The 26,190-nt window shown below is 63.2% G+C and carries 24 protein-coding genes and 6 pseudogenes; 13 read left to right on the forward strand and 17 right to left on the reverse strand.

The genetic code is table 11. The features are described 5' to 3' along the window. Position 1 precedes the first annotated feature (1 nt). Positions 2-1,408 carry a chlorohydrolase family protein gene (locus ACQCSZ_RS24640; protein WP_427008667.1) on the reverse strand — a complete coding sequence of 469 codons (1,407 nt, stop codon included), beginning with the start codon at positions 1,406-1,408 and terminating at the stop codon, positions 2-4. Between ACQCSZ_RS24640 and ACQCSZ_RS24645 the strand changes: the two genes are divergently transcribed. Further along, the gene (locus tag ACQCSZ_RS24645) at positions 1,361-1,501 is read left to right on the forward strand and encodes a hypothetical protein (RefSeq protein WP_427008676.1); all 141 of its coding nucleotides are present in this window, start codon (positions 1,361-1,363) and stop codon (positions 1,499-1,501) included. The genes ACQCSZ_RS24640 and ACQCSZ_RS24645 overlap by 48 nt on opposite strands. 120 nt (positions 1,502-1,621) lie before the next feature. On the opposite strand, the gene ACQCSZ_RS24650 is transcribed toward ACQCSZ_RS24645, so the two are convergent. The 4 genes and pseudogenes from ACQCSZ_RS24650 to ACQCSZ_RS24665 all read right to left on the reverse strand — a co-directional run bounded on the left by ACQCSZ_RS24650 (position 1,622) and on the right by ACQCSZ_RS24665 (position 4,186). Continuing rightward, positions 1,622-2,299 carry a FadR/GntR family transcriptional regulator gene (locus ACQCSZ_RS24650; RefSeq protein WP_427008616.1) on the reverse strand — a complete coding sequence of 226 codons (678 nt, stop codon included), beginning with the start codon at positions 2,297-2,299 and terminating at the stop codon, positions 1,622-1,624. 408 nt (positions 2,300-2,707) lie between these two features. Beyond that, positions 2,708-2,905 (reverse strand): annotated as a pseudogene (locus tag ACQCSZ_RS24655) (ParB N-terminal domain-containing protein); the annotation flags it as partial. Between the two features lie 243 nt (positions 2,906-3,148). Further along, complete coding sequence (locus tag ACQCSZ_RS24660; protein WP_427008617.1) at positions 3,149-3,361, reverse strand: ParB family protein; 213 nt, start codon at positions 3,359-3,361, stop codon at positions 3,149-3,151. 153 nt (positions 3,362-3,514) lie between these two features. Continuing rightward, a complete protein-coding gene (locus ACQCSZ_RS24665; RefSeq protein WP_427008668.1) occupies positions 3,515-4,186 on the reverse strand; it encodes a ParA family protein in 672 nt (223 codons plus the stop codon). Between ACQCSZ_RS24665 and ACQCSZ_RS24670 the strand changes: the two genes are divergently transcribed. Both ACQCSZ_RS24670 and ACQCSZ_RS24675 read left to right on the forward strand, forming a co-directional pair. Then, positions 4,136-4,402 (forward strand): hypothetical protein, encoded by a 267-nt coding sequence (locus ACQCSZ_RS24670; RefSeq protein ID WP_427008618.1) that lies wholly within the window; start codon positions 4,136-4,138, stop codon positions 4,400-4,402. The two genes, ACQCSZ_RS24665 and ACQCSZ_RS24670, sit on opposite strands and share 51 nt — an antisense overlap. A 329-nt stretch (positions 4,403-4,731) precedes the next feature. Then, positions 4,732-4,935: pseudogene (locus tag ACQCSZ_RS24675) on the forward strand (DMT family transporter); the annotation flags it as partial. Positions 4,936-5,401: 466 nt separating this feature from the next. On the opposite strand, the pseudogene ACQCSZ_RS24680 reads toward ACQCSZ_RS24675, so the two are convergent. From ACQCSZ_RS24680 to ACQCSZ_RS24700, 5 genes and pseudogenes are all read right to left on the reverse strand, one after another. Continuing rightward, positions 5,402-6,846: pseudogene (locus ACQCSZ_RS24680) on the reverse strand (IS1380 family transposase). Between the two features lie 328 nt (positions 6,847-7,174). Then, positions 7,175-8,104 (reverse strand): LysR family transcriptional regulator, encoded by a 930-nt coding sequence (locus tag ACQCSZ_RS24685; RefSeq protein ID WP_427008619.1) that lies wholly within the window; start codon positions 8,102-8,104, stop codon positions 7,175-7,177. 43 nt (positions 8,105-8,147) lie between these two features. Next, the gene (locus ACQCSZ_RS24690) at positions 8,148-8,630 is read right to left on the reverse strand and encodes a RidA family protein (RefSeq protein WP_427008620.1); all 483 of its coding nucleotides are present in this window, start codon (positions 8,628-8,630) and stop codon (positions 8,148-8,150) included. 21 nt (positions 8,631-8,651) lie between these two features. Then, a complete protein-coding gene (locus ACQCSZ_RS24695; RefSeq protein WP_427008621.1) occupies positions 8,652-9,833 on the reverse strand; it encodes an ArgE/DapE family deacylase in 1,182 nt (393 codons plus the stop codon). A gap of 14 nt (positions 9,834-9,847) precedes the next feature. After that, positions 9,848-10,984: a diaminopropionate ammonia-lyase gene (locus tag ACQCSZ_RS24700; protein ID WP_427008622.1), complete on the reverse strand. Its 1,137-nt coding sequence runs from the start codon at positions 10,982-10,984 to the stop codon at positions 9,848-9,850. Positions 10,985-11,333: 349 nt separating this feature from the next. On the opposite strand from ACQCSZ_RS24700, the gene ACQCSZ_RS24705 reads away from it, so the two are divergent. From ACQCSZ_RS24705 to ACQCSZ_RS24730, 6 genes and pseudogenes are all read left to right on the forward strand, one after another. Continuing rightward, positions 11,334-12,782, forward strand: coding sequence for an MFS transporter (locus ACQCSZ_RS24705; RefSeq protein ID WP_427008669.1), 1,449 nt, complete (start codon positions 11,334-11,336; stop codon positions 12,780-12,782). A gap of 180 nt (positions 12,783-12,962) precedes the next feature. Continuing rightward, a complete protein-coding gene (locus tag ACQCSZ_RS24710; RefSeq protein WP_427008670.1) occupies positions 12,963-14,078 on the forward strand; it encodes a M24 family metallopeptidase in 1,116 nt (371 codons plus the stop codon). Between the two features lies 1 nt (position 14,079). Continuing rightward, the gene (locus ACQCSZ_RS24715) at positions 14,080-14,319 is read left to right on the forward strand and encodes a hypothetical protein (RefSeq protein WP_427008623.1); all 240 of its coding nucleotides are present in this window, start codon (positions 14,080-14,082) and stop codon (positions 14,317-14,319) included. Positions 14,320-14,353: 34 nt separating this feature from the next. Then, a complete protein-coding gene (locus tag ACQCSZ_RS24720) occupies positions 14,354-14,908 on the forward strand; it encodes a maleate cis-trans isomerase family protein (protein ID WP_427008624.1) in 555 nt (184 codons plus the stop codon). A gap of 2 nt (positions 14,909-14,910) precedes the next feature. Further along, positions 14,911-15,282 (forward strand): hypothetical protein, encoded by a 372-nt coding sequence (locus tag ACQCSZ_RS24725; protein WP_427008625.1) that lies wholly within the window; start codon positions 14,911-14,913, stop codon positions 15,280-15,282. A 276-nt stretch (positions 15,283-15,558) separates the two neighbouring features. After that, positions 15,559-15,957, forward strand: a pseudogene (locus ACQCSZ_RS24730) (hypothetical protein); the annotation flags it as partial. Between the two features lie 372 nt (positions 15,958-16,329). Here the strand turns inward: ACQCSZ_RS24730 and ACQCSZ_RS24735 are convergent. Together ACQCSZ_RS24735 and ACQCSZ_RS24740 are read right to left on the reverse strand one after the other, a co-directional pair. Next, positions 16,330-16,815: pseudogene (locus ACQCSZ_RS24735) on the reverse strand (ABC transporter permease); the annotation flags it as partial. A gap of 42 nt (positions 16,816-16,857) precedes the next feature. Then, positions 16,858-17,756: pseudogene (locus tag ACQCSZ_RS24740) on the reverse strand (LysR family transcriptional regulator). Positions 17,757-17,885: 129 nt separating this feature from the next. Here ACQCSZ_RS24740 and ACQCSZ_RS24745 point away from each other — a divergent pair. From ACQCSZ_RS24745 to ACQCSZ_RS24755, 3 genes are all read left to right on the forward strand, one after another. Beyond that, on the forward strand, positions 17,886-18,161 hold the full coding sequence (locus ACQCSZ_RS24745; protein WP_427008626.1) for an aldehyde dehydrogenase family protein: 276 nt from the start codon (positions 17,886-17,888) through the stop codon (positions 18,159-18,161). Positions 18,162-18,258: 97 nt separating this feature from the next. Next, complete coding sequence (locus ACQCSZ_RS24750) at positions 18,259-19,587, forward strand: MFS transporter (protein WP_427008627.1); 1,329 nt, start codon at positions 18,259-18,261, stop codon at positions 19,585-19,587. Positions 19,588-19,691: 104 nt separating this feature from the next. Next, positions 19,692-19,922 carry a hypothetical protein gene (locus ACQCSZ_RS24755; RefSeq protein ID WP_427008628.1) on the forward strand — a complete coding sequence of 77 codons (231 nt, stop codon included), beginning with the start codon at positions 19,692-19,694 and terminating at the stop codon, positions 19,920-19,922. Positions 19,923-20,521: 599 nt separating this feature from the next. On the opposite strand, the gene ACQCSZ_RS24760 is transcribed toward ACQCSZ_RS24755, so the two are convergent. From ACQCSZ_RS24760 to ACQCSZ_RS24780, 5 genes are all read right to left on the reverse strand, one after another. Then, positions 20,522-21,190, reverse strand: a complete 669-nt coding sequence (locus tag ACQCSZ_RS24760) for a GntR family transcriptional regulator (RefSeq protein ID WP_427008629.1) — start codon at positions 21,188-21,190, stop codon at positions 20,522-20,524. A 106-nt stretch (positions 21,191-21,296) separates the two neighbouring features. Beyond that, complete coding sequence (locus tag ACQCSZ_RS24765; RefSeq protein ID WP_427008630.1) at positions 21,297-22,454, reverse strand: NAD(P)/FAD-dependent oxidoreductase; 1,158 nt, start codon at positions 22,452-22,454, stop codon at positions 21,297-21,299. A gap of 23 nt (positions 22,455-22,477) precedes the next feature. Further along, positions 22,478-23,251, reverse strand: coding sequence for an amino acid ABC transporter ATP-binding protein (locus ACQCSZ_RS24770; RefSeq protein WP_427008631.1), 774 nt, complete (start codon positions 23,249-23,251; stop codon positions 22,478-22,480). After that, complete coding sequence (locus ACQCSZ_RS24775) at positions 23,251-24,219, reverse strand: amino acid ABC transporter permease (RefSeq protein WP_427008632.1); 969 nt, start codon at positions 24,217-24,219, stop codon at positions 23,251-23,253. Before ACQCSZ_RS24775 ends, ACQCSZ_RS24770 begins: the two co-directional genes overlap by 1 nt. Next, on the reverse strand, positions 24,216-25,124 hold the full coding sequence (locus ACQCSZ_RS24780) for an ABC transporter substrate-binding protein (RefSeq protein ID WP_427008633.1): 909 nt from the start codon (positions 25,122-25,124) through the stop codon (positions 24,216-24,218). Before ACQCSZ_RS24780 ends, ACQCSZ_RS24775 begins: the two co-directional genes overlap by 4 nt. Positions 25,125-25,225: 101 nt before the next feature. Here ACQCSZ_RS24780 and ACQCSZ_RS24785 point away from each other — a divergent pair, with 101 nt between their 5' ends. Beyond that, positions 25,226-25,603 carry a RidA family protein gene (locus tag ACQCSZ_RS24785; protein WP_427008634.1) on the forward strand — a complete coding sequence of 126 codons (378 nt, stop codon included), beginning with the start codon at positions 25,226-25,228 and terminating at the stop codon, positions 25,601-25,603. Positions 25,604-26,190 lie beyond the last annotated feature (587 nt).

Below are 26,190 nucleotides of genomic sequence, written 5' to 3' on the forward strand. Positions count from 1 at the left end.
CCTAATGAAAAGGGGCAGACGTGAACGTGGGGGGAAACAGGGTGTCGATGTCGCGGCCATGGACGTCGCGTTCGGGATAGCGGTTCTTCATGCGGTCGAAGAGTGCCTGTGCCTCCTTGCGCAGGTTCTCCAGATCCAGGCCTGGGAGCTTGCCATCCCGCATGACAGTTCGTCCGGCCACAACTGTCATGCTGACGTCGCGGGCGGTGGTGTGCATCAAGAGGGTCCTGATGGGATCTTCGACCATGCCGACCATGACGTCCTCAAAAGAGAAGACCGTCAAGTCCGCTTGCGCACCAGGCTCGAGGCGGCCGAGATCAGGCCGACCCAACGCGTCGGCGCCACCGGTGGTCGCCGAACGCAGAAGCGCTGCGGCCGCTCCGGCGTCAAGACGGCCTTCCATGATCTTGGCCAGGTTGCTCGACAGTTCCATGCCGCGAATGAGGTCCGGCGGGAAACAGTCAGAGCCGAAGGCCATGGGAATGCCGGCCTCCAGGTAACGGTCGAAACTGTCAATGGCATAACCCAAGCGCGCCTCCGTCAGCGGTGTGTGCACGACCGTTGCACCCGACGCCCCGAACCGCCGCAGTTCGACGTCCGTGGGACGGCCCGCCGACTCCAGGCTCATATATTTCGCGTGAGGGACCAGGAGCCGCTCGTTCAGCAGCCCGATCTCCTCAAGGAGATCCATGGGTGTCATCCCGTGGGCGGCATCGACCAGCTCCAATTCGCGCATGCTCTGCATGCAGTGCAGGCGCACGCGGACGTTCAAGTCCGTCGCCAGCTCATGGGTCCTCGCCAGCAATTCCCGTGTCATGGTCTCGATCCGACATGGTGCGAAGATCGGCTGAATCAATTCAGGCAGGCCGGCGGCGTATTCAACGAAACGCCGGGCTCCGTCGAGGCCGTCCTCGCCGTCCGGGACCGACCACATGACATCCGGGGTCCCGTCTTCCCGCGTGACGTGGACGCCGCCCCGGTAACTCGGACCCAGGTAGACACGCAGGCCAAGTTCTAGGGCTTCCTGGCTGATGTCGACGAAGTCCTCATAAGTTTCGGCCCAGGAACTGTGGATCTCCGAGGCAATCGGCACCGCCGTCGTGACACCGTGCAGGAGCAGCTGCGCCAAGGCGAACTTGCGGATCAGTCGGCGTTCGGAGGCGGTGAAGACATCCATACGGTGATTGGCAAAGTACCCGGCCGACCACTGATGTCCCTTGCGCAGGTCCGCGCCTGACCAGGAATCCAGGATGATGTGATCCAAGTCGGCAACAGCGTCTAGGTCGATGAGACCCGGAATGATGAGCGAGTTGCCGAGATCGATCATCTCGTCCACGGGACCGACCCAACCCGGTCCGACGTGGACGATGCACTCGTCGTCGTAGACGACCGAGGCATCCCGATGGATGACGTGGTCACCCTCGAGATGGCCCAGGACGTATCGAGCGTGAAGTTGAGTTCTCAATTCGTGTACTCCGGCTCCGCCGCACTGCGCGGCTAGGGGGTCGTGCTTTAGGCCCGGGCTAGGGCGCACGACATCTCAAAATGGTTGCAAGAAGTGAAAACGACCGCGTCAGTGACGGTCGGTGACAGATGCCGTGCCGGGCACGGATCCGGAGCCTCAGGAAGGCTGTTGCCGGACGATGTCCTCTTGTTCGTTGAGGATTCCGAGGGCAAGAGCCGACGCGAGACCCTGGTCCCGGCCACGGATGGCGTCGAGCAGGTCTTCGTGGTCATGGGCAAGGTGGTCTGGCCCCAGGTAGGTACCGACCACCATGCTCTTGCGGATGGCCCCCAGCAGGCCCTGGTACAAGTCCTGAAGGATGCTGTTGTGAGCCGCTTTAGCCACTCCAAGGTGGAATTCGATGTCAAGCAATACGAACTCGCCCTCGGTGGTCAGCTCCGCAGCCCGCCGCCGCCGCGCGAGAATGCCGTCCAGCTCCGCAAGGTCCTCATCCGTCCTGGCCAGGGCCGCCGCCCTCGCCGCGGCAACGTCGAGACCCCGCCGGACATCGATGACCTCACTGGCCTCGGCTTGCTGGCCCCGACGTGCGATGGCCCCGGAGGCTTCATTGACCGCAATGACGTAGGTGCCGTCACCCTGCCGGGCCTCCAGCAGACCCGCGTGCACTAGGGCCTGCGTCGCCTCGCGTATGGGTGAGCGGCTGACTCCCAGATCATCGGCCAGTTTGGTCGCTGTCGGCAGGCGATCACCGATCTGCCAGGTCCCGTCCTTGATCTGGGCGAGCAACTGGTCCGTTGCTTCCTCGACCAGGGTCCGCCGGCCAATCGACTTCATACCACTGTGCTTGCGTTGTTCGATCACGAGATCACTTCCGCTAAACGTTGAGATCAATCCACCGACCTTGTGGGTCCGCGCGTCTTCTGGACGATGACCGCCTACAGTGTGGGTCACATCACAAACATAATATAACCATATGAATGAAGATCTGAAAAGCAGATCTTAACTTCCTCTTCAATTTGACCGAAAAGGGGTGGAACAGGATATGCATGAAGGGGGCAATACACCGTTTTTTGCGTGGTTTATGTTCCTGGCGGGAACAGCGTTCTTGGGATGAGATCGAGTCGGGTATTGGGCTGTTGGGCGGGAGGAGCGAGATCGGGCTCGTATTCCCCGAAGTGTCGGAGAGTGTGTTAGGTGAGCGAGATGGTGGCGCGATCCTCGGGATCGATCTGGTGGGCCCTCAGCGGTCCAGGTGCGGCGCTGTCCCATCACGACATGCACCACGCCGTCGTCCTTGCGGTGGGCGATGACGGGTTCCATCACGCCATGCTCTTTGATGCTGGCAATGAATTCCGGCGTCAGTGCAGCGTCTTTGCGGACGTTGATGTCCACAGTCAAGGTGGCCGGGTCGAGCATTTCGAGGGTGGGTGTCGTGTTCATGGGGTTGCTCCTTTTCCCTCAGCTCCCTCAGCAAAGGGAAACTTCTGGGGCAGCGTCATCGCTGCGGAGTCATCAGTCCAGCGGGGAATTTTCCCAGGAAATGTCAACGGCGGAGAGGCCCTGAGCCATGGTCAGCGGGGACAGCTCGAGCACGTCCTGGGGACCAGCCGAAATACCGCGAGATGTAGGAACTGCGTTAAGGGCTGCCGGCGCCCACCACTTAATCGGTAGATGACCTGCTGTTCAGCTGTCTTTGAGTCGTCTACCGCCGGGAAGATTTTCACCCCAGGACGGGTACATCTCACCCGCATTGTGTTCGATTTCGCGACGGGCCGTCTCCGTTTCGATCGCTTTCGCCACAAAGTGACTCCAGGTGTTATCCCCCTCGGCGTAACTGGTCGCCCGGTACGCGGCCCGCGCCCGGTTCCGCAGCGCGGCAGGGATACTCACCGTCATATTCGCTGTTTCGGTTTCCTTGGGGTTCCGCCTTCTTTGGCGTTTCCGGCCGGTGACCCGGAAGCATCCGTGCCAGCGGCGCCTCTGCCGCCGGCGCTGCCGTGCGCCGCGGAGGCAAACCGAGTGCCGGTCGGCTGGGTGTCGGTTCGGCGCTCACGCGTTGACCTCCTGGGATTCTGCAACGGCGATGCGACGGGTCACTTCCATGGCGACCGCGTGGAGGTCTTCGGCCACACTGGAAGCCGACTTTGGCCCCGCAGGTCCGGCCTTCGCTTCACCGCGCAGGACCTCCCACCACTTCGGTCCCTTACTCAGCTCCCGCTCAAGCTCGTGGGCCAGCAATCCACGCTCACGGCACGCCTGGGCCGTGGCCTCCGCATGGCGGATGCTCATCGGGAACAGCACTTCGTCGGTGCCAAAATCGGCAGTGAGATGGTCACGGGTGACCTTGTGAACCTGCTTGGACTTCGCACCGGTACCGACAAGGACAACGCCCAGCAGGCCCAAGGAGGGATTGAGGCCGACGACGCTGTCCATGCGCGCCGCGACGGCGGCGACACCCTTACGGCTGGACATATCTGTCTTCAGCGGAACCAGTGCGTAACGGGCGGCAGCCACCGCGGCAGCCTGTAAAGGCTCATTTCCCGGTGGGCAGTCCAGCAGGACCAGATCGTACTCCCCCGCGACGCTGTCAAGCAGTTTGGCCAGAGCCAGCTGCGCAGCGTCACGATCCTTCTGGGCTTTGGCTCCAAGGAATGCCGCAGCATCGTCGAGATGGGGGCCGCCGGCAATAACATCCAGGCCGGGTCGGACGCCGGCCAGCAGGTCAGGTTCTCACCCGAAACACAGCGAAGTCGCCAGACTCCGCCCACCGTCCCCTTGGTCGGTGTAGCCGAGATCCTCGGCAAGGTTTCCTTGCGGGTCGAGATCCACGAGCAGCACACGCAATCCGCCCTCGGCGAGGAGACCACCTACACTGGCCACCAGGCTGGTCTTAAAGACCTAGCCTTTGCCGTTGATTACCGCGATAACGCGGCTTAGGGCACCGCGGTCCAGATCGTGTTTCATCAAATCCCCTTCCAACCCAGCAAAGCAATGGACACGGGCATTCGGACTCCAATTCGTCTCAGCAAGGGATCCTTTGACAGGACGAAACGCAGCCGTCCTTACGTTCCTCAAATTGTCATTTTCAGTAGTAGTTTGCACGTCCATTCCGTGTCCGTATGGGAAACCCCAATGGTGCACGCCGTGTGGGCTGACAGATCCAAGGCCTGGCTTTCTTCCAGACATGATGGCCGTGCCCTTGATTCGAAGGTCCCGTATCGAGTCGTCGGAAGCCGGTAGAACCTGGCGATGATGAGTCTCCCCACCTGGTGTTGAGCATGGGTGGGTTGGTGTATGCAATGAAGGAACTGCCGATCGGTACTGCATACGCGGTGTGGGTCGGGATCGGCGCGACGCTGACCGTCGTCTATGCGATGCTCACCGGCACGGAAACCGTGTCGATCCTCAAAGTGCTTTTCCTGCTGATGCTCATCGGCGGCGTCATGGGCCTCAAGTCTCTTCACTCATAACTGCCGTCACTATCAAATTTTCGGGAGCACACTATCGTCGGGTGAATGAACAAGGTGAGCGTCCTTCTGCGGGGACCGATGTGCAAAAACCATGCTCCTCGATGAGACATGGGAAGGGATCCGGGCGGAATTCACGCTGCCTGGAAGGGGCTTCACCATCCGTTGCTGGCCTACCCCCGATCAGCATGCCTTCTATGCGGTTCGTATCCCTCGGTGCAGGGATTTTCCTGCCGCTTCCTTCCCACCCCCACCTCACGGTGACGCAGTGTGGCCATCAGCTAGAAGTTAACCCGGATTTTTCATCGGATGGCGGTCGGGGCGCCGGGCCTGGTTTTTGCCGTCCCGGCGGGCTGAATCGGATTTCGGGCGTGGCTGAAGGCCCGGGGGCGCCGGGCGGTGCGCGGGTTTCCACTGATCCCGTTGGTGTTCTTCTTTCCTGCTCGTGATTGTCCGGGGGGCTGTGGTGTCAGGTCCGCAGCAGGGGTGCGGGGCGGTTCGCGGCCGCGGCGATCCGGCTGATGGCTTCGAGCAGGGCGGCGATGAGGGGTTGCTCCGGCGCGGCGGCGGGCAGCAGCAGGTGGTTCCGGCGGGCGCGGGTGATGATCTTCCCGGCGGTGGCGAAGAGCCGGTAGCGCCAGCGTTTGATGTCCCAGCCCCGTGCCTTGTGGCCGTCGGGCAGGGCGGTGAGCTGGAGCCAGGAGACCAGGTTCGCGGCCAGGACCGCGAGGTTGGCCCAGGCCTGGTTGGCGGCGAAATCGAAGAAGGGGAGCTTTCCGAGCCCGGTGTTCTTTAGGGTTTTGATGCGGTTCTCGGCCCGGCCGCGGGCCCGGTGCCGGGCATCCAGAAAAGGTCCGTGCCAGCGCGGGGCATTCGTCAGGAACGCTGTCACACGGTGACCGTCGATGTCGAGCAGGGTCGGTGTCGCGCCGGGGTGCAGCGGTTCGGCGCGCAGGAAGATCTTCGTCCCGGGCGGGTAGTCCTGGAGCGGGATCACCTGGGTGGCGTTGATGACCCAGGCGTTGTCGCGTTCGACCCCGTCCTGGTCCAGGGCCGGCTGCCAGTATTTCTTGTCGTTGATCCAGTCGATCATGTGGGCCTTGCCGACCGGAACCGGGTACGAGGCGGAGAACTGCACGCCGCGCGAATGCAGGTACCAGAGGAACTTCCGGGACGCGCCGGCGCTGTCGGTGCGGACCAGGATCTTCTCCCCGTCCAGTTCCTCGTCCTCACCGTAGAGGGCGTCGGGCAGGACGGCGATGGCGGCCTCGAAGATGCGGATGTGGTCCTCGGCGTTGTTCGCGGTTGCCCCGCCGTGGCGCAGCAGCACCGCGAGTTCCTCCCCGGTGCCGCTGCCGGCACCATAATCAATGCTGGCGGTGAACGGGGCGAATCCAAACCCGCCCTTGTAGTTTCCGGTGGCTTGTTCCTTTTCCGAGTGCGAGGTCACCAGTGTGGCGTCGAGGTCGATGAGCAGCGGGTCCGCGGCCGTCGCCTTCACCGCGGGGCTGCGGTCCCCTGCGGCTTCCCAGGCCCGGGTCCGCAGTTCCTTGGCCAGGGTCGAAAAGCCGTAATCGAAGACGTCCGGGTTCTTCACGGTGCGTTCGAAGAACCGCGAGACTGTCGCGTTCGAGGGCACCTGGCCGAACACGCCGGGCTGGGAGCGCAGGATGTCCAGGTCGGAGGCATGCTCTCGCCGCCGGCGGCGAGCATCACCGCCAGCGACCCGAGCAGCCTCCCGGGCCGGTGCGAGGCCATCGCGGGCACGAACTGCCCGAGCCGGTCCTCGCACAGATCCCGGAACCCGAGGGCGTCGATGAATGACGTCAGGATCCGTCCTCCGGCATGGGAGACCAGAGACTGGCCGGTGAAAGTGACCGGGACGGACGGGAAAACCTTGGTAGGCTGGTGCATCGAAAAGGTGCTCCTTCAAGACACGGAAATAACGGCGTAGACACCCCTATTTTCCCTTGTCAGAGCACCTTTTCGTCTCTTAAACACACCCCTCAGCCCAACATTGATGAAAACCCCGGGTTAAACCACCGTCTCCTGCAGAGGACTCACACCTCCAAGCAAATGCCCATGCTGGGCGTACAACCAAGGGAGGGCCAGCACGTGCGGGCCCTCCCCGGGTTTCCCCGGAAATGGAAATGCGCGGGTTCCGCCTGGCTGACCTCGTGGTGATGCTGCCGTGGCGGGGAACGTCGCGGTCACGCTCAGTTCGGGGTTCCTCGGTCCGATGTTAATTTTCGCTGGTTCGCCCGGTTGTGTAGGCCGCGGCGGCCCTGTGAAGGGCAGCGGAAACGGCGGCTATGGCGGGGCGGGTGCTGGAAGCTTCTCTGGCTACGAGGAGGATTTGACGGCTTTGCATGCCCGCGGCCGTGGGAAACCGGCGAAGGTTCGTCGACGCACCAACGAGCGCGAGTCCGGGAAGGACGGCGACGGCCAGCCCGGCTTCGACAAACCGCAAGTGCACCGAAACATCTTCGGAGGAGCAGATGACCTTGGGTTCGAAGCCTGCCTTCCGGCACTGGTTGGTTAGCCAGGTCCGGGAAGCCGCGTCTGCGGTCTCCACCGCCCAGCGGGTGTCCGCGAGCTGCGCGATCAGGCCTTGGCCCGGGTCCAGGCCGTCGGCGATGGTCGCGTCCATGACGAGCCATAGTGGATCGTCCATGATCGTGGTGACCGTGATCCCCGGCCGTGACGGCAGCGGCAGTCCGGGGAATGACTCGGCGATCACAAGATCGTATTCGGAGGAGGCCAGAGACGGCAGCGTGGCCTCCGGTTCACCCTGTTCGAACTCCACGGTCAGCTGCGGGTGCAGGCGGCGCAGCTCGTTCAGGGCGTCGGGAATGATCGTCAGGGCCGCGGACTGGAAGGCCGCGACCTTGACCACGCCTCGGGGCTGGGACATGGAGGTCGAGACGTCCGCCTCTGCACGTTCAAGCAATTCGAGAATCTGCTCAGCGTGGGCGACCAGGATCAGGCCCTGGGGGGTCAGCTGCAGACGGCGCCCGGAGGGCTCGACGAGGGGGACGCCGATTTCCTTTTCCAGCAGCCGGATCTGCTGCGACACCGCTGACGTGCTGTAGGACAATGCCGCGGCCACCGCTGTCAGGGTCTTGCGGTGATGCAGCTCCCGCAAGACCCTGAGCCGGACGACGTTCAGCACATCTGTCCCCTCTGCCGCATCGATTCGGAGCCTGGCGCGCCGGTCAGGAAAACTCTACGATAATCTCCACCTCGACGGGGGCATCCATGGGCAGTTCGGCCACCCCGACTGCCGAGCGGGCGTGCTCCCCGCGGGCGCCAAAGAGCTCCAGCAGCAGCTCGGAAGCACCGTTGACCACCGCCGGCTGACCATTGAAGCCGGCGGCGGAGGCGACGAAACCGGTGACCTTGAGGATTCTCGCCTGGTCCAGGTCGCCGAGGGCCCCTGCAGCGGCCAGCGCGTTCAGAACGCACGTCCTGGCCAGGCCGGCTGCCGTCTCGACAGAGACGTCGGACCCGACCTTGCCCACAGCAGACATTCTGCCCTCCCGGAGGGGAAGCTGCCCCGAGGTGTAGACGGTGTTTCCGGCCCGGACGGCCGGTACGTATGCGGCGACGGTTCCGGGGACGTCAGGGAGTTCCAACCCGAGTTCGGCGAGTCGTCCCCGGAGGGCCCGGTGGGACAGGGTGGTGGTCTGGTCAGTCATTTTTGTCCTTCAAAGGTGTGTTTAGTGGCAGAATTCGGTGGCGGTGGCGGCAAGGATTTGGCTGACCCTTGTCAGCGAGTCGAGGTCGACCCATTCGGTGGCGGCGTGGGCTCCGCCGCCGTCGACGCCGAAGAGCAGCCCGGGAATCCCGGCTTCGAGCATGAGGGAAGCATCGGTCCAGAACGCTTCGCCACGGACGGTGGCGGCCTGGCCCGTGACCGCCCCCGCGGCCGCCGCCACAGCACGGACAATCGGGGCGTCGGCGGGGACCTCGAACGCGTGGCGTTCCAGACCCGCGGCCAGGCTGTAGCTGAAGTCGGGGTCGGAGGCGGCGATGGAATCGAGGATTTGCCGCAGCTCGGCCTCCACCGTTGCGGCGCTCTCCCGCGGTACCGTGCGTCGTTCGAGCGAGACGGTACAGGCCGCGGGGTAGCTGGACAGTTCCTCCCCGCCGCGGATGAGCGCGGCATGGATGCTCCCCGTGCCCAGCATCGGGTGGACAGCGCCGCCGAGCAGCGACCGGCTGAGCTCCTCGAGGCCGGTGAGGAATCTCCCGGTCTTGGCGATGGCGTCGATGCCCAGATCAGGGCGGGAGCCGTGCGCGGCGGTGCCGTGGATGGTGACATCGAACCACACGAAACCGCGGTGGGCGATCACGATGTCCTCGTGCGTGGGTTCTGAGACGATGGCGGCGTCGGCCGTGAAATGCCGGAGGACCTCCTCGGTGCCGGCGCTGGCGAACTCCTCGTCCGCGACGAGGGCCACGATGATGTCCCCCGCATGCGGCCGGGATGCGGCGGCGGCGGCGGCGACCATCATCGCGGCGATGCCGGCCTTCATGTCGAACGTCCCGCGGCCATACATGCGGCCGTCCTCCATGCGGGGCTCAAGGGGCTCCCCGTCATAGCCGGCAAGCGTGACGGTATCGAGGTGGCCGTTAAACATCAGGCTCTTACCTTGGCCCGTGCCGGCCGCGACGGCAACGATCGAGGGGCGCCCGGGCACGGCTTCGAGCCGGGTCACGGTGAAGCCCCGTGTCTGCAGCCAGGCGGCAGTGAAGTCTGCAAGGGCTGTTTCTCCAGCCGCGCCGGGAACCAGGCCCGGGTTGACGGAATTAATCCGGACGAGGTCCTGCAGGAGCGCTGCCGGGTCCTCCAGCACGCCGGGCACGGTTTCTGGACTGACGTTTTCGCTGGTTTCCATGGGCAATGAGTCTTTCATCGGAGCGGGTTGGCCGCGAGGCCTTCGGTGCTGACCAGGACGATCACGGAGGTTTCGTCCAGGCCCATCTGCTGTCGCCGTTCCGGTCTGGAGAGGGCGGCCCGCACCCCGGCCAGGGACGCGGCCCCGCAGGGGCCCACATCCTGGCCAAGATCGGTCAGGTCCATGACGGCCTGCCGGCAGTTTTCTTCGGTAACACTGACAGCTGCGTCCATCCCTGCCAGCAGGGCGGGCCATCCCATCTCGGAGGGCGTCCCGCAGTTCAGCCCGGACATGATGGACGGGTAGGAAGTGTCGACCACGACAGGACGGCCGGCGAGCAGCGACTGGGCGACGCAGGCGGCAGTTTCCGGTTCCACGCTGAGCAGCGACGGTGCGGCGTTACCGGGGGTCCGGTAGTGATCCACCAGTGCGTGCGCCAGGGAGCCGACGCCGACCGGGCAGGCTACCAGGTCTGCCCCGGCATAGCCGGACTGCGTCAGAGCCTCGTCAATTTCGTCAAAGAGCGTCGCGTAGCCGTCAACGATCCAGCGTGGGACGTCGGTGTAACCGGCCCACGAGGTGTCCTGGATCAGCAGGTCGCAGCTGCTGCCTTCCGTTGACGCTGCGGCGACGGCGACCACGTCGTCGTAGATTGCGTCCACATGGTGGAGTTCTGCACCTTCGCCCCGGATGGCGTCGACCGCGGCCGGGCTGAGGCCATTGGGAACGTAGATCCGGGCCTCGAGCCCGAGCAAGGCGGCCATGCGTGACACGGCGCGCCCGTGATTTCCATCGGTGGCAGTGACCAGCACAGGCCGTTCGTGGGGCGTGGTGCCGGCCCGGAGGTAGTCCCGGAGCGCAGGAACGCTCATGGTCTCGGCGTCCAGCCCGTAACGGGCGCTCAGGGCCCGGCACACGGCCCAGGACGCGCCGAGAATCTTGAAGGCGGGCAGTCCGAGCCGGTTGGACTCATCTTTGAGGAATACCCGGCCCACCCCGAGTTCGGCAGCCAGACTTGGAAGTTCGGTCAGCGGGGTGGGGGCGTAGCCGGTCAGTGTCCGGTGGAAGGACGCTGCGGAGTCCGGGGCCGCGGTCTGCCAGGTCCGGGCGGCGGGATGGGCGTACCAGTAGGCGGTGTCTAGTGAAGGCATGCCACCATGTTCCGACACTTTGGACTAAAGCAAAAGCAATGGTTACTGCTTGGTTATTTTTACTTTTCCTTCAAATATCACTTCGTTCGCCGCCTCGTGGAACGTCCTGTTTTTGTGGATCTTACCGGCCACGAAAATCCGCTTTTACTTTCGACGATGGACCGTCATGATGGAACCCAACCCACACGTGACTGTCGCCACATTCCCCTTAGAACGGCGAAAACGATCTTCAGACGCGTCATCCGGCCCAGGGCCGGAGGATTTACGCCCCCCGCCCCCCGACATTGCGCACCAAATTCGAATGTTTTCCTGAACACCATCACCTCGAAGGACAAAGCCTGTGACGAGTATGCAGCCGCTACTTAGCAAGAAACCGATGCTCATGGCGCCGGGGTCCGAGCCCGATAGCCCGGAGGCCAGGCAAACGCTCCGACGCTCCATCACCGGCTCCGCGCTGGGGAACGCCGTTGAATGGTACGACTACGCCGTCTATGGATACCTCACCATCTACATGGCAACAAATTTCTTTGGGTCAAAGGCGGGCGACGGCGGCGTGGGCGTTACGTTAACGCTGGCCACCCTGGCATTATCCTTCCTCGTCCGGCCGCTGGGCGGCATCATCTTGGGTCCGCTGGGCGACAAGGTAGGCCGACAGAAGGTCATGGTTCTCACCGTGATCCTGATGACGCTGGCATCAGGCTGCATCGGCTTGCTGCCCACGACGGACACCGCCGGGATTCTGGCACCCGCCCTGCTCCTGATCTGCCGGCTGCTTCAAGGCTTCTCTGCCGGCGGAGAGTACGGCGGCGCGGCCGTCTACATGGCGGAGTCGGCTCCGGACCGCCGCCGCGGTTTCTTCGGCTCCTTCCTGGAATTCGGAACCACCGTCGGATTCATTCTTGCGGGCATTCTGTGTACCGGCCTCGTCAGCATCGTCGGCGAACAAGGGATGCTTGAGGGCTGGTGGCGGCTCCCGTTCCTGGCCACCATCCCGATGGGCATCATTGCGCTGTGGATCCGGACCCGGCTGGACGAGGCCCCGGTCTTCTCGGAGGCCTCCGCACACAAGGAAGGCACAAAGGCGCCGGTGCGCCAGGTCCTGAAGCATCACTGGAAGCAGATCCTGGTCCTTTCCGGTTTCGTGGTCCTGCTCAACGTGGCTTTTTACATGGTCCTGGGGTACATGCCCACCTACCTCAGCAGCCAGCTGGGACACGACACCGCCGAGGGCAACTGGATGCTGGTCGGGATGATGGCCCTGATGCTGATCGCCATCCCGCCTGTGGGAGCCTTGTCGGACCGGGTGGGCCGCAAGCCTCTGCTCCTGCTCGCCGCCACAGGCTACGCGGTGCTCTCCGTCCCGGCCGTTATGATGCTCGGACTGCCGAATCCACTTCTTCAATTTCTCGGACTGGCCGTACTGGGCCTGCTGTTGGTGATCCTGACGGCAGCGGTATCCTCCACCCTCCCGGCTTTGTTCCCCACCGCCGTGCGCTACAGCGGTTTTGCGATCGGCTACAACTTTTCGACGGCATTCTTCGCCGGGCCGTCCCAGACGGTGGCTAACCAGCTGATCGAAACCACCGGGAACCAACTGATTCCCGGCTGGTACATGGCGATTGCCGGTGTGATCGGCTTCATCAGCATCCTCTGCATGCGGGAAACCGCGCAGGCCACGCTCCGCGGTGAAGAATTGCCCGGCGACGCGGCATCGCTCGGCTTCCCCAAACTCAAGTACGTCGAGACAAACCGCATGGACGCCGAAAACCGACGGTCGACCTTTCGTCCCGTGGCTTGAACTTCCAGCGCCCCCTCAACAACCTGGGTAGTCACCCGCACCAAGGAGTCACCAACCGTGAATATCACCAGCGAACCGACCGACCGCACCAGTAACACGCCCCAGACCGGGCTGGAAGGAACCCCGCCGCTGAGCGCTCCGCGCCGAGGCTTCGATGACAAAGAATTTGAGTCCCGGCTGGTGCGGGCCCAACACCTCATGGCCGAGGCCGGGTTGGATGCTCTGTTCCTGACCACCGAGCCAGAATTCCGCTATTTCACGGGGTTCCTGACGCAGTTCTGGCAGAGCCCGACACGGCCGTGGTTCCTTCTGGTACCGGCCAACGGGCAGCCAACGGCAGTGGTTCCGGGCATTGGATACCCCCCGGTGGCGCAGACCTGGATCGATGACATCCGCTCCTGGACTTCGCCGCAGCCCGAAGATGAAGGGGTCTCGCTGCTGGCCGAGACTATGCGCGAAGTTCTGGGAGACCACGCCCGAGTAGGGGTGCCGATGGGCCCAGAGACCACACTGCGCATGCCGCTGAGGGACTACAACCGGCTCAAGGGCATGCTGCAGGGCTTCAGCTTCCACGATGCCACCGGGGTCGTGAAGTCCCTGCGCATGGTCAAATCGGAGGCGGAAATCGAAAAGATCGCGCACGTTTGCCGCATCGCTTCCGATGTCTTCGACCTGGTTCCCGGCATAGCCGCCGCCGGCCAGCCACTCATCGAAACCTTTCGTGCAGTCAAGATCGAGCTGCTCAAACGCGGCGCTGACGATGTTCCATACCTTGTTGGCGCGGCCGCTCCCGGCGGATACGACAATGTCATCTCCCCTCCGGGGAATCGTCCACTGACCGACGGTGACGTGCTGATGATTGACACGGGCACGGTCTACGACGGCTACTTCTGCGACTTTGACCGCAACTATGCCATCGGCTCCGCGGACCGGGCAGCGGCCCACGGGTACGCCACACTTTTCGAGGCCACCAATGCAGCCCTGGACATCGCGCGGCCCGGCGCAACGTCAGGCGACCTCTTCCGGGCGATGCAAAAAGTCATTGTCGACAACGGCTATGCCTGCGGAAATGTTGGGCGTTTAGGCCATGGGCTGGGCATGCAACTGACCGAATGGCCCTCGCACACCGACACGGATGAGACCGTCCTCGTTCCCGGCATGGTCCTTACCCTTGAACCCTCGCTGGACATGAAGCCCGGCCAGGGCATGGTGCACGAGGAAAACTTCGTGCTCCGCGAAAACGGGCCACAGCTCTTGAGCCGCCGCGCCCCTGAACAGCTTCCTGAGGTGCATTGAGATGAAGTTGTCCTACGAATCAGATACTGGTGTGGCGAAGCGCGCCCGGCTGGGTGTCATCGTCCTGCAGGTTGATGAAACACTCGAATACGAATTCCGGACACTCCTGAATATTCCCGGCGTCGCAATCCACCACACCCGCGTGCCCAGTGGACTGGACGTCACCGAAGAAACCTTGGCAGCCATGGAACGACATATCCCCCCCCGCCGTCGCTCTCCTTCCCACCGGGGCACCCTTTGATACGATTGGCTACGCATGCACGTCCGGTGCCAGCGTGATCGGACAGGCAAATGTGGCGTTGGCCGTCCGGTCCGCCTACGCCACCTTCTCCCAGAACGTTCCCCAAGCGCCGGCGGTCACCGATCCCTTGACCGCCGTCCGGGCAGCCTGCAACGTCTTGGGCGTCCGCCGGCTGGGATTTGTCAGCCCATATGTAGCCGGAGTCTCCGAACACCTCCGCACGAACTTGGAAGCAGACGGCCTTACGATCACAGCTTTGGGCTCCTTCGACGAATCCGAGGAACGCAAGGTTGCCCGCATCAGTCCTGAATCGGTTTACCAGGCGATCCTGCAAGTAGGACGGTCTTCGCCTTGCGACGCCGTGTTCGTCTCCTGCACTAACCTCCGGACCCTGGAAATCCTTGAACGCGCGGAGGTAAGCCTTGGGAAGCCCATTATCAGCAGCAACCAGGCCCTCGCCTGGCACATGCTTCGCATCTCCGGCATTAATGACCCGATTCCCGGATATGGACGACTGCTGCAACTAGGGCTTACCGCGGACGCCGAAACCGTCAACACCGGCCCCGCCACATCCCCGAAGGGTGCGTAGTCGTGGAAAATGTTGTCTCTAGGCCTGAATGGTCTCGTCCAGAATCCGTGGAGTTGAAGGCCGATTTCGACGCCGGCCGCCTGGATGCGGAAGTCGACGCGTTTGGGGTCCAAGAGCTTCAGTTCAAGGATGTCAACGGCATAAATATTGCCCTTTCCGACGACAAGCCCGACCTGCGCGTTGGTGCCAATAAGAACCCTCCCGAGGCTGCCTTCCCCATCACCAAGGGAAATACGAGTCTTAAAGAAGCCCTTGACACCGGAATTATCTCTCAGCGTGAAGACGGAACGATCGGCAAGCTCCTAACCGACGCTGGCCTCTCCAAGGGCCTCGCAAAGGTCGCAGCTAAGCAATACGTAGTTCCGGCCAGTTAGCCCGACTGGCGCAACAAGACTTTGTGGCATTTGGTCTGGCTCGACCCTATTCCTTGGGAAAGAATTGGGTCGCTAGTGTCAAAAGGGCTCTTCTTTAGGGGCTGTCAGTAGTCACGAGCCCTAGAGCGATTTCCGGCGAAGCGTCCAATTTGCGGACGGACTTTCCAGTAGTCAATCGACGGAAAATCCGCAACCAGAGGCCCTCCAGCCGGCATCCCTTGAGCCATCGTGCCGCGAACATCCAGACCTGCAGCGAAGAAGTAGAGGTTCTGAGCCTTGAAGTTCGGGAAGCAGCCCGCCCCCGTCGCGGACATCAATGAGGACAAGCTCGAGGTCCACAAGCCGAAGACCGAGGCCGCCGGCGTCAAGGCCGTCATGGTGGCACTGGAACGTGCGGTGTCGCAGGCCGGGTTACCCGCCCGGCGGAGTCGCTGCTGCGGTTGAACCAGCAGGGCGGGTTTAACTGCCCGGGCTGAACCAGGCCCGGAATCGGCCATGAAACGGAAGGCGGGCGAGCCATGCGAGAACGGGGCCAAGGCGGTGGCCGAGGAGAACACCCTCCGCACGGTAGGTGCCGAATCTTGTGCCACGCACTCCATCGCCGAACTTTCCGGGAAGACGGAGTACTGGCTGGGCAACCAGGGCCGCCTTTCTGAGCCTGTGGTGATCCGCGAACCTGGTCCTGTCCCACTTCGTTCCCGCCAACAATTCTCCGGCCCGGTGGTAGGCGGCTGAAAAGGGGTTCAACGGGAAGCTGATTGTGGGTGAAGACCTTATGGTGCTCGGTGTAGGTAGTCAGCTTCGCTGATGCTGTGCATAAATAACTGAAACCGGCCCCATAGGGGTCGGCCTCAGTTATTCCCTCAGCAAAAGGAAATCTGTCGTTCAGCCTCGTCGGTGCGGGAGTTATTGGTCCAGCGGGGATTTTTCCCAGGAGATGTCCACGGCGGAGGCGGCCTGCTGCTGGATGGCCAGCATGGACAGTTCCAGCACGTCCTGGCCGTGGGTGGCTCCGGCGGGTGCGGCGTCGTCGTCCGTGAGGATGAACCTTACTTTCGGGTTGGCGGCAAGGGTGACCACGTCGGCAAGCAGGTTCGCCACCACATAGAACAGGGCTATGACGATCACCAGTGCCTGCACCACGGGCAGATCCCTGTTGGTGACGGCATCGATCAGCTGGAATCCGACGCCCGGGAAGCGGAACAGGAACTCAACGATCACCACCCCGCCGATCAGCCAGGCGAGCTGCAGTGCAATCACCTGGGCAACCGGGCCGACGGCGTTCGGCAAGGCATGACGCAGGATCACCACGCGCTCCGGAAGCCCCTTGAGCCTCGCCTGCTGGACGTACTGGCTGTCCAGGACCTCGAGCATGGTGGCCCGCATGATGCGGACGATATACGGGGAGACAGCCAGCACCAGTGTCAGGACCGGAAGCACCAGCTGTGCCGGGTTGCTCCAGACCTGTTCACCCGGGGTGAGGACGAACACGGCCGGAAACAGATGGAAAAGCCCGGTTGCCAGAAACAGCACGCGTTGGTGTGGCGCTGAGCCCGCCGACGGTGCAGCGTTCTGTTAGCCGGGCCCCGGGGCTCCCATGGTCTGCCGGCATGCGTCCCTGACTTTGGCGACCAGGGGTGAGTCGGTCATGTCGTTGCTGTAGATCAGGCTGACGCGGGAGATGGCGGTGGTGTCGTTGATGTCCAGGTAGGCAAGGCCGGGGATGGCGAAGGCGCGGAGGGATTCCGGGACGACTGCGATGCCCAGGTGGGCGGCGACCAGCCCGAGGATGGTGGGGAACTGGACGGCCTGCTGGGCGAGGTCGAAGTCGACATCGGCGGCGTGGAGCAAGGCGGCGATGTGGTCGAAAAGCCCTGAGATCCTGTCCCGCGGGAAGGCAATGAACCGCTCGCCCTTCAGTTCGCCAAGCCGAACTGATCCTCGGCCCGCCAGGGGTGGTCTGTCGCGACGGCCACCACGAGGCGTTCGTTTTGCAGGAGTGTGGTGCCCAGGCCCGGCACGGTCCGGACTTCCCGGGCGATTCCGGCGTCCAGGGCGCCGGCGGTGATGAGCTCGATCTGGGCGTCGGTGGTTTCCTCGCGGAGCTCGAGGTCGATGCCGGGCCAGTGGGACCGGAGTTCCCGGACCACGGGTGGAAGGGCCGAAATGGCTGCCGAGGAGACGAAGCCGAGACGCAGCTTGCCGATTTCGCCGTCGCGGGCCTGCCGGAGGGCCGCGGTCATGGCCCCGTACTGGCTGAGGACTTTCCGTGCGTGCTTGAGGAGCAGTTCGCCGTCGGCGGTGAGCTGCACGTTGCGGGAGTTGCGCACGAACAGCTGGGTCTTGCATTCCTCTTCGAGTTTGCGGATCTGCTGGCTCAGCGGCGGCTGGGCCATGTGCAGCCGCTCGGCGGCTCGGTTGAAGTGCAGTTCTTCGGCCACTGCGACGAAAAGCTCCAGGCGACGAAGGTTCATACGAACAAGACTAAGTGAGTATTGATGGGAGTCAAATAGATACTTCAGTGGGCCGGGTTTCGGGTTTACCGTTTGATCGTGAGGACAGTCACAGATCACCAAACCCTAAGAGGTTCCAGAATGCCCGTCATGACCAAGCCCGCCAGCAGCTTCATCAACGGAAGGTGGGTTGAAGGGACCGCGGACACGACGTCCCGGTTCAACCCCTCGGCACCGGAGGAAGCGGTCACCACCTATCACCAGGCCGGTTCCGAAGAGCTGGCGCAGGCGATCCAGGCTGCTGCTGACGCGGCACCGGCGTGGGACAGGCTGGGGATTCTGGCCCGGGGCCGGATCCTGGCGGCTGCCCGGTTCAGGGGCGAAAAACGCATCGAGATCGATGCGGTCGCAGCCGTAACAGCCTGACCGGACCACGGCCACGGATCTGTTGGGTTACCAACGTCGTTTTCCCTCTTCCCAGATCGGAACCACCATGCTTTCCCACGCAGCACCCGGGTCTCAAATGACCATCGATTCAGCGCCGCTGAACTCCTTCCACAAACGCCTCACCCTCTTCAGCTCAGGGGGCCCGTTCCTGGACGGCTACATCCTGGCCATCATCGGCATCGCCCTGGTCCAGGTCATCCCGGCCTGGCAGATGAATGACTGGTGGAACGGTCTCATCGGCGCCTCCGCCCTGATCGGTGTCTTCCTCGGCGGGCTCGTTTTCGGCAACATCACCGACAAAATCGGGCGCAAGCTCATGTACACGATCGACCTCATGGCCATCATCGTGTTCTCCATCGCCCAGTTCTTCGTCCAGGAACCCTGGCAGCTGTTCGTCCTGCGGCTGCTCATCGGCATCGCCGTCGGAGCCGACTACCCCATCGCGACCGCCCTGGTCGCCGAATTCGTCCCCGCCACCTGGCGTGCCCGGCTCCTCGGCGGGCTGAACGCCATGTGGTTCGTCGGCGCCACCGTCGCCGCCTTCGTCGGCTACTGGCTCCTCTCCTTCGAAGACGGATGGCGCTGGATGCTGCTCTCCTCCGCCGTGCCCGCCGTCCTGATCCTCATCGCCCGGGCCACCATCCCCGAATCCCCCCACTGGCTCGTCGGCAAAGGCCGCCACCAGGAGGCCCTGGACATCCTGAAGAAAACCATCGGCGAAGGCGCCACCCTGGACGGCATCACCGCCCACGACCCCAACGCGGCCAAACTCAGCAGCGCCCAGGCCTTCAAACTGGTCCTGACCGGCGGCTACCTGCACCGGGTCATCTTCATCTCCATCTTCTGGACCTGCACCATCGTGACCCTGTTCTCCATCTACGCCTTCGGACCCCAGATCCTGGCCCTGTTCAACCTCCAGTCCGGCGACGAAGCCAACATCGGCTACGGCCTGATCAACCTGTTCTTCCTCGTCGGCAACGTCGCCGCCCTCCTCGTCGTGGACAAACTCGGCCGCCGGCCCGTACTGATCTGGGGCTTCATCCTCTCCGGCGTCGGTCTGCTGTTCCTGGCGCTCTTCCCCGCCGCGCCCCTGGGCCTGATCGCACTGGCCTTCGCCTTCTACGCCATCTTCAACGGCGGCCCCTCGATCCTGGAATGGATCTACCCCAACGAACTGTTCCCCACCAAGGTCCGGGCCACCGCCGTCGGACTGTGCACCGGCACCAGCCGGATCGGCGCCGCCATCGGCACCTTCGCCACCCCGCTGGCCCTGACACACCTCGGACTCTCCGGAACCATGTGGATCGCCGCCGGCATCGCCCTCCTCGGAGCCGCAGCCAGCTACTTCATGGCCCCCGAAACCAAAGGCCAGAACCTCGAAGAAGCAGCCGCCCTCCACGCCTGACACCCGCATACCCACCAACCGCGGCGGAGGCAGCCGGTCTCCCCAGGCCACGCTGCTCCCACCGCGGCGCCCGCCCCACCGCGCACGACAGAAAGCAAAGAACCATGCACCCGACCACCCTGACCCTGAACGTCAGCGGCAAAGACCCGGACACGCTACAAACCAACCTGACCACCGCCGTCGATACGGCCATCACACAGGCCATGGCAATGGGCCACCGTCACGGGATCATGGTCACCCAGCACGACTACAACGACTTCACCGTCACCCTTCACCCCGACGTACCCTACGGCCAAGCACGCGAGGAACGACGGTTCGGCAGGGCCCACGGGTAGGCAGCCTCTGGAAACGGATGTGTAGGTGTAGAAGTAGTCGTTCCCACGCCCGGAGATCATGAAGTTCGGAAAACGTAGTTGAGCTACCAGCGACCATGGAGACCACCACCGTCTCCTGATGACTGGCCCTCGGGATCTTCTTCACTCGCCGAGTTAGAACGCGAGCTGATCTCCGCACGCGCCCTCGCCAGTCTCACCTCCGCCCGGTGCGGCCGGAAAGACGCCGGTCTCTAACAGCCGGCGAAAGTCCGGCGCGCCGTGACATCCGTGGGCCGGCCCGAAACCGACGTCAGCGACATCTGAGCCGATCTCGGGATCACACGGCAGACCTGATCTTGTTCGGCAAAAGCCGAGGCCAAGACAACCTCGCCGCCAGCCTAAACGTCGCCGAGCAACAAATGCTGCCGACCCAGCTCGACGGCCTCTGGCCGCTGGCATCGGATTGCCTCTCGCGGGCTCTGGTTGTGTCAGTCGTTCATGGCCCAGGCTTCACGGAGAATCTCAGCTGGGGTCAGATGGGGTAAAGCTGCCACTGATGCTGGCTGGTCCCGTAGCGCGATCGTCTGGGACGGGAACCAATCTCGATGCGATGCAGCCGCCTATGTCGCTGCCCGCGGCGGTGCGATGAGGCTCTCGAGCATTTGTTGTTCGGCGATGTTCAGGCGCTGGGCGAGATGTTCTTTTGCCTGTTGAATTTCGCGGGCCAGGATCAGGTCGCTGAACTCCTGATGCTGTGCGAGACCTTCCGAGGTGGCTCCGCCGTCGGCCTCCAGATGTGTCATTGCCAGGCGGAGCCGGCCCATCAGCGAGGCATGGGTTTCTGAAAGGATGTGGGAGTTCAGGAAGGCCACCGTCCGGGCATGGCATTGTGTATCGGCCTCTACAAACCCGGGGATGTCACCGTTTTCCACCGCTTCACGCATCTGCGCCACTGCTTGTTTGAGTCCCAGCAACGCCTCATCGGAGGCATCGGCAGACGCCTCCACACCGGCAAGTTCGAGCACCCGCCGGGCCTGATAAATTTCGGCCACGTCGGCGGCATCGAGGCTCAGGACTTCCAGTACCCGGGTCGCGGGATTGCGGACGAGGAGCCCTTCCATGACCAGTGAGTTCAGCGCCTGACGGACCGTGGCGCGCGAAATGCCCAGTTCGCGCGCCATGGCGTCTTCGGTGATTCTTGATCCAGGCAGTATCTTCCGGCTAAGAATCTGCTCCCGGAGTGCGGCGATGCTGAGTTCTGCCGTCGTCATGCGGTGGATCTTGTTCACGGGTGGGCTCCTACTGTTGTGGCGGTACTTCTTTATATCGGGGCTGGCGCCGCCAGTGCCTGATTCACGATCCTAGGCGGCCGCCCGGGATCCGCGGCTATCGGGTTTACTGCTGTCCGGGCTTCCGAGGGGCCGCCAGCTGTACGGCGGGGGCGTTGTCGAGAAGGCGATCCGGTCGGAAATCCGCGAACAGGGGTTCGGTCTCCCCCATGATTTCTGCCGTTACGCCCACTCCGAGGAAAGGCGCCAGGGTGACACCGCTATGGGTGGCGACCAGGTAGAGCCAGGGCACGGACGGGACCGCTCCGATGATGCTGCGCCCATCGGCCGGCATGGCGCGTTCTCCGACCCGCAGCTCGGTGATGGATGCGTTCTCGGTATTTCCCAGCACGCCCCGGAGTCTGCTGAGGATTTCGTTGGTGAGGGATGGGTCCGGGCGCAGGTCGGCTCCGGGCGCTGCCGTCGCGTCCAGGTCCAGGGCCTGGAGCAGGAGACGGCCGCCGCCGTCGGGCCGGATGTTCAGTGAGGGTGTGGTGAGGAGGCGGTCTATCGAGGTGGGCAGGGGGTTTGTGACGGCGAGGTAGCCCACGGTAACGTCGCCGGGCTCCTGGTACTCGGTCATGACCTGTCCAAGTCCGGCTGCGGCCGTAATCGTGTTGGTCCAGCGGCCGGCAGCGCTGATGACCCGGTCGGCGAGGATGGTGGATCCGTCGCTGAGGCCCAGCCGCACGCCACCGGGTGCTTCACGGAAATTCTCCACCGCGACACCGGACAGGATTTTTACACCTGATTCTTGGACGCGGCGGAGCTGATGGCGGATGTACAGGCTGGGATAGCAGTGGGCTTCCCGGGGAAAATACGCCACCACCCCGGCGCTGTCGGGGATGAGCAGGTCAGGGACGAGTTCGCGGGCGTAGGACGGGGTGATCTTATCGGCCGGGTAACCTAGTTCGCCGAGGCGTTCCAGACGGCCCTGGAGCTCCACTACGTGCTCCGGGTCGGTGGCGAACTCGATATGGCCGGTGGGACGCAGCCAGTCGGCACCGGAAGCGGCGAGCCGGTGGTGTGCCTCCAGCCCGGCCAGGTTCAGTTCGTAGTAGCTCTCCGGCTCCTTGTTGTTGGAATTGACCCACGCATAGGAAACCGCGGAGGTGCCTGCACCGGGCACCCCCTGGTCGATCAGCGTGACCTGGGCGCCGCGGGCGGCCGCTTCAGCGGCGATCGAAACGCCGATCATTCCGGCACCGATGACGGCTATTCTCATTGTTTGTTCCTTAAAAGAAGGGGTCAGAGGACTTTGCTCAGGAACGCCTGGGTGCGTTCTTCTCGTGGGTTGCCCAGCACATCGCCCGGCGTGCCTGCTTCGACGACGACTCCGCCGTCCATGAAGACCACGGTGTCGGCGACTTCCCGGGCGAAACCCATCTCGTGGGTCACGACGATCATCGTCATGCCCGTCGATGCCAGGTCTTTCATGACGTCCAGGACTTCACCGACCAGTTCCGGGTCGAGGGCCGAGGTCGGTTCGTCGAAGAGCATGAGTTTGGGTTCCATGGCCAGGGCCCGGGCAATCGCGATCCGCTGTTGCTGGCCGCCGGAGAGGGAACCGGGGTAGGCGTTGCGCTTGTCGGAAAGACCAACCCGTGCAAGGAGACGTTCGGCACGTTCCTGCACCCGTGCTTTGGGTTCTTTCTTCACCCCGATCGGCGCTTCCATAATGTTCTGCAGCACGGTCATGTGGGGGAAGAGATTGAACTGCTGGAACACCATGCCCACCTCCGAACGCATCCGGGCGATGTCTTTGGGGCGAAGTTCGTGAAGGGCCCCGGCGTGTTCGCGGTACCCGACCAGGTCGCCGTCAACTGCGATCCGGCCTGCCGATACGGTGTCCAGATGGTTAATGAGGCGCAGAAAAGTTGATTTGCCTGATCCGGACGGGCCCAGAAGCGTCATCACTTCGCCTCGCCGGACTTCCAGGTTGATGCCTTTCAGGACTTCGTTGTGGCCGAAAGACTTCCAGACGTTGGTGGCGGTGACCATCATTTCGGGTGTGTGGGTCATCAGATTCTCCTGCCGGCGGCCGCGTCAGTGGTGCCGCGTCTTTTTTGCAGCTCCAGGATGCGTCGAAGCATGCCGTTGCTTTGGTCCCGAGTGCTTCTGCCGTAGTGGCGTTCGGTGTAGTACTGGCCAACGGTCATCACCGAGGTGACAATCAGGTACCAGATGGAGGCCGTGATCAGCAGCGGAATGGTTTGGAAGTTCTCGGCGTAAATCAGCTGGGTGGCGTAGAGCAGTTCCGGGAAGGACAGCACACTGACGAGCGATGTTGTTTTGAGCATCGAAATCGCGTTGTTCGCTGTCGGCGGCACAATCACGCTCATCGCCTGCGGAAGAACGACGCGCCGCAACGCGCGCATGTTCGACATGCCGAGGGCATGGGCGGCCTCCGTCTGTCCTTTACCGACGGAGACGATGCCGGCACGGACGATTTCCGCCATGTAGGCGGCCTCGTTCAATCCGAGGCCCAGAATCGCCGCAACCACCGGGGTGATCAGCGAGTTGGTGTCCATGGCGAACAACGTAGGTCCGCCCGGCACTCCCACGCTGAGCAGCGGGTAGAGTGCGGAAATGTAGCCCCAGAACAGCAGCTGGACGAAAATGGGCGTCCCGCGGAAGAACCAGATGTACAGGCCCGCGGCGCCTTGGAGAGCCGGATTGGTACTCAACCGCATCACGGCAAGAACGATGCCGAGCACGACGCCCAGGAGCATGGCAACGACCGTCAACTGCAGGGTGTTCACCAGACCCGCCAGCACCCGCGGCGACATGAAGTACTCGCCGACGACGGGCCAACCGAAGTTCGGATTGGTCGCCACGGACTGGATCGCCAGCGCAGCAAAAATGAGAATCAGAACATAGGAGGCCCAGCGACCTGGCCGTTTAAGCTTGATGACCCGTTCGGGTTCGTGCTGCCGCCCCGGAACCCGTGCCGCCTGGTCCGGCAGTAGCGGTTCAGTGTGGGCATTCACGAGCGGGCACCGTTGATTTCGGATTTATCGATCTTGATGGCGTCCAGATTCCACTTGCTCAGCAATGAACCGTACGTGCCGTTCTGGACCAACTCATTGATGGCGGCGTTGACAGCAGCCGTCAGCTTGCTGTCCTTGGGCAGGGCGGCGCCGCCCGGGTTCGGGTTTTTCAGCAGCGGACCGACGGCTTCGAACTTCTCCGGGTTCTTCTTCGCAGCGTCGGCCAGCGGCGGTGCGTCGAGCATGACCCCGTCGATACGGCCGCTCTGCAGGGCCAGCTCCGCCTGGGGTGCGTTCTGGTAGACCTCGGCAGTTGGCGCCGGCTTGTTGGCCGACGTGCAGGCACTCTCCTGACCGGGGAGGAACGTCGTCTGTTGCAGTGAGCCGCGGATTACGCCGATGCGGGCCCCGCAGGTCTGGTCTGCGGCGAGGGACTTCGGATTGCCCTTGCCGACCAGCAGCAAGGTGCCGTTCCAGTAATACGTGGCGAAGTCCACGGTCTTCTCGCGTTCCTTGGTGTCCCCAATGGATGACATGGCCAGATCGACCTTGTTGGCAGCCAGTGAGGGAATCAGCGCATCGAAAGATGTCGGGACGAATTCGACCTTCAGGCCCAGCAGATCACCGACCGCGGTGGCCAGGTCGGGGTCCAGACCAACAATGGTCTTCCCGTCCGTATCCATTGATTCAAACGGAGCATACGTAGGGTCAGTGGCCACCCGCATTCTCCCTGCCTGCCGGATGTCATCCGGCACGAGAGCCGCGAGCCTGGCCTCGGCGGCCGCAGACGGAGTCGGAGATGCAGCCGGTGCACCTGATGAGACACCGCCGCAGCCAGTCAGCGCCAGCACGCCGATAACGGCGGTGAGGCCGGTGTGACCCAGAAATTTCGGTTGCAAGCTCATGCTATCCCTCCTAGTATCAGACTGTCTGACAGTCTAAGTGTCATACTTCACATCTAAGCCGTCAAGAGGCGGCCCAAAGTTTCCGTGCAGAAAGTTCACAAATGAAAAAGGAAATTCAAACCCCGCTCGCCCCTGTGCCCGTCGGCCCCTATTCCCAGGCCGTCCGCGTCGGTCCCTTCATATACCTCGCAGGCCAGGGCGGGTTTACTGCCGCCCGTGAGCTCGTCGCCGAAGATGTCGGGGCCCAGACAAAACAGGCCTTCACCAACCTGATAAACGTGCTGGAAGCCGGTGGCGGATCCCTGAAAGACCTCGTCTCGGTCCGTGTTTACCTCAGTGACGACTCGGAATTCGCGGGCATGAACGACGCCTACGCCCAGTTCTTCGAAGCCCCGTTCCCAGTGCGGACCACTGTCTCCGCAGGACTTGGACCCGGCATGAAAGTGGAAATCGACGCCGTGGCCATCATTGACGCATGACCACCCGGACCATTAGCCTCGAACGACCTCCCGCCAGCGCAGCTGGCGTCACTCTCATGGACGCTCAGGGCCCAGCCCTTGCGTCCAAGCCGGAACGCGGGCCACTGATGTGGACCGTCACAGGCTCGGACCCTCAATCCCTTCAGGACAACATCACTATCGCCGTCCAGAAGGCGGCAGATCACGCAATCCTGGCCGGAGAGGGAGGGATCCTAGTCACCCAACACGGATATGGCGACTTTACCGTTCAGGTTGACCTCGCTGTCCCGTACGGACAGACCTTGGAGCGACGCGTCTACTGAGAACCCAAGCCGTCCACAGGGCCCTTCGCGGATTCCGTGTACGCGAATGGAGGTACCCGTTGCGATGGTGCATACACGGCAATCGTTACACGGCGGGCCCTTGTATTCCTTGGCCCGGAAGGGATCTCAAACGGTGTCTTGCGAACGATCGCTACCGGACATCTTGGAGGCTCAGTCGGATATTCGACGAATTCACAAGCCACCCAAATTCTGCCTGCTGACGTGGACCGTGTTCTTTTAAAGGACTGTGCTCAGCGGATTGGTGAATACAAGACCGATTTGCAG

The organism is Pseudarthrobacter sp. H2 (genome assembly GCF_050157045.1).
Classification (GTDB): Bacteria; Actinomycetota; Actinomycetes; order Actinomycetales; family Micrococcaceae; genus Arthrobacter.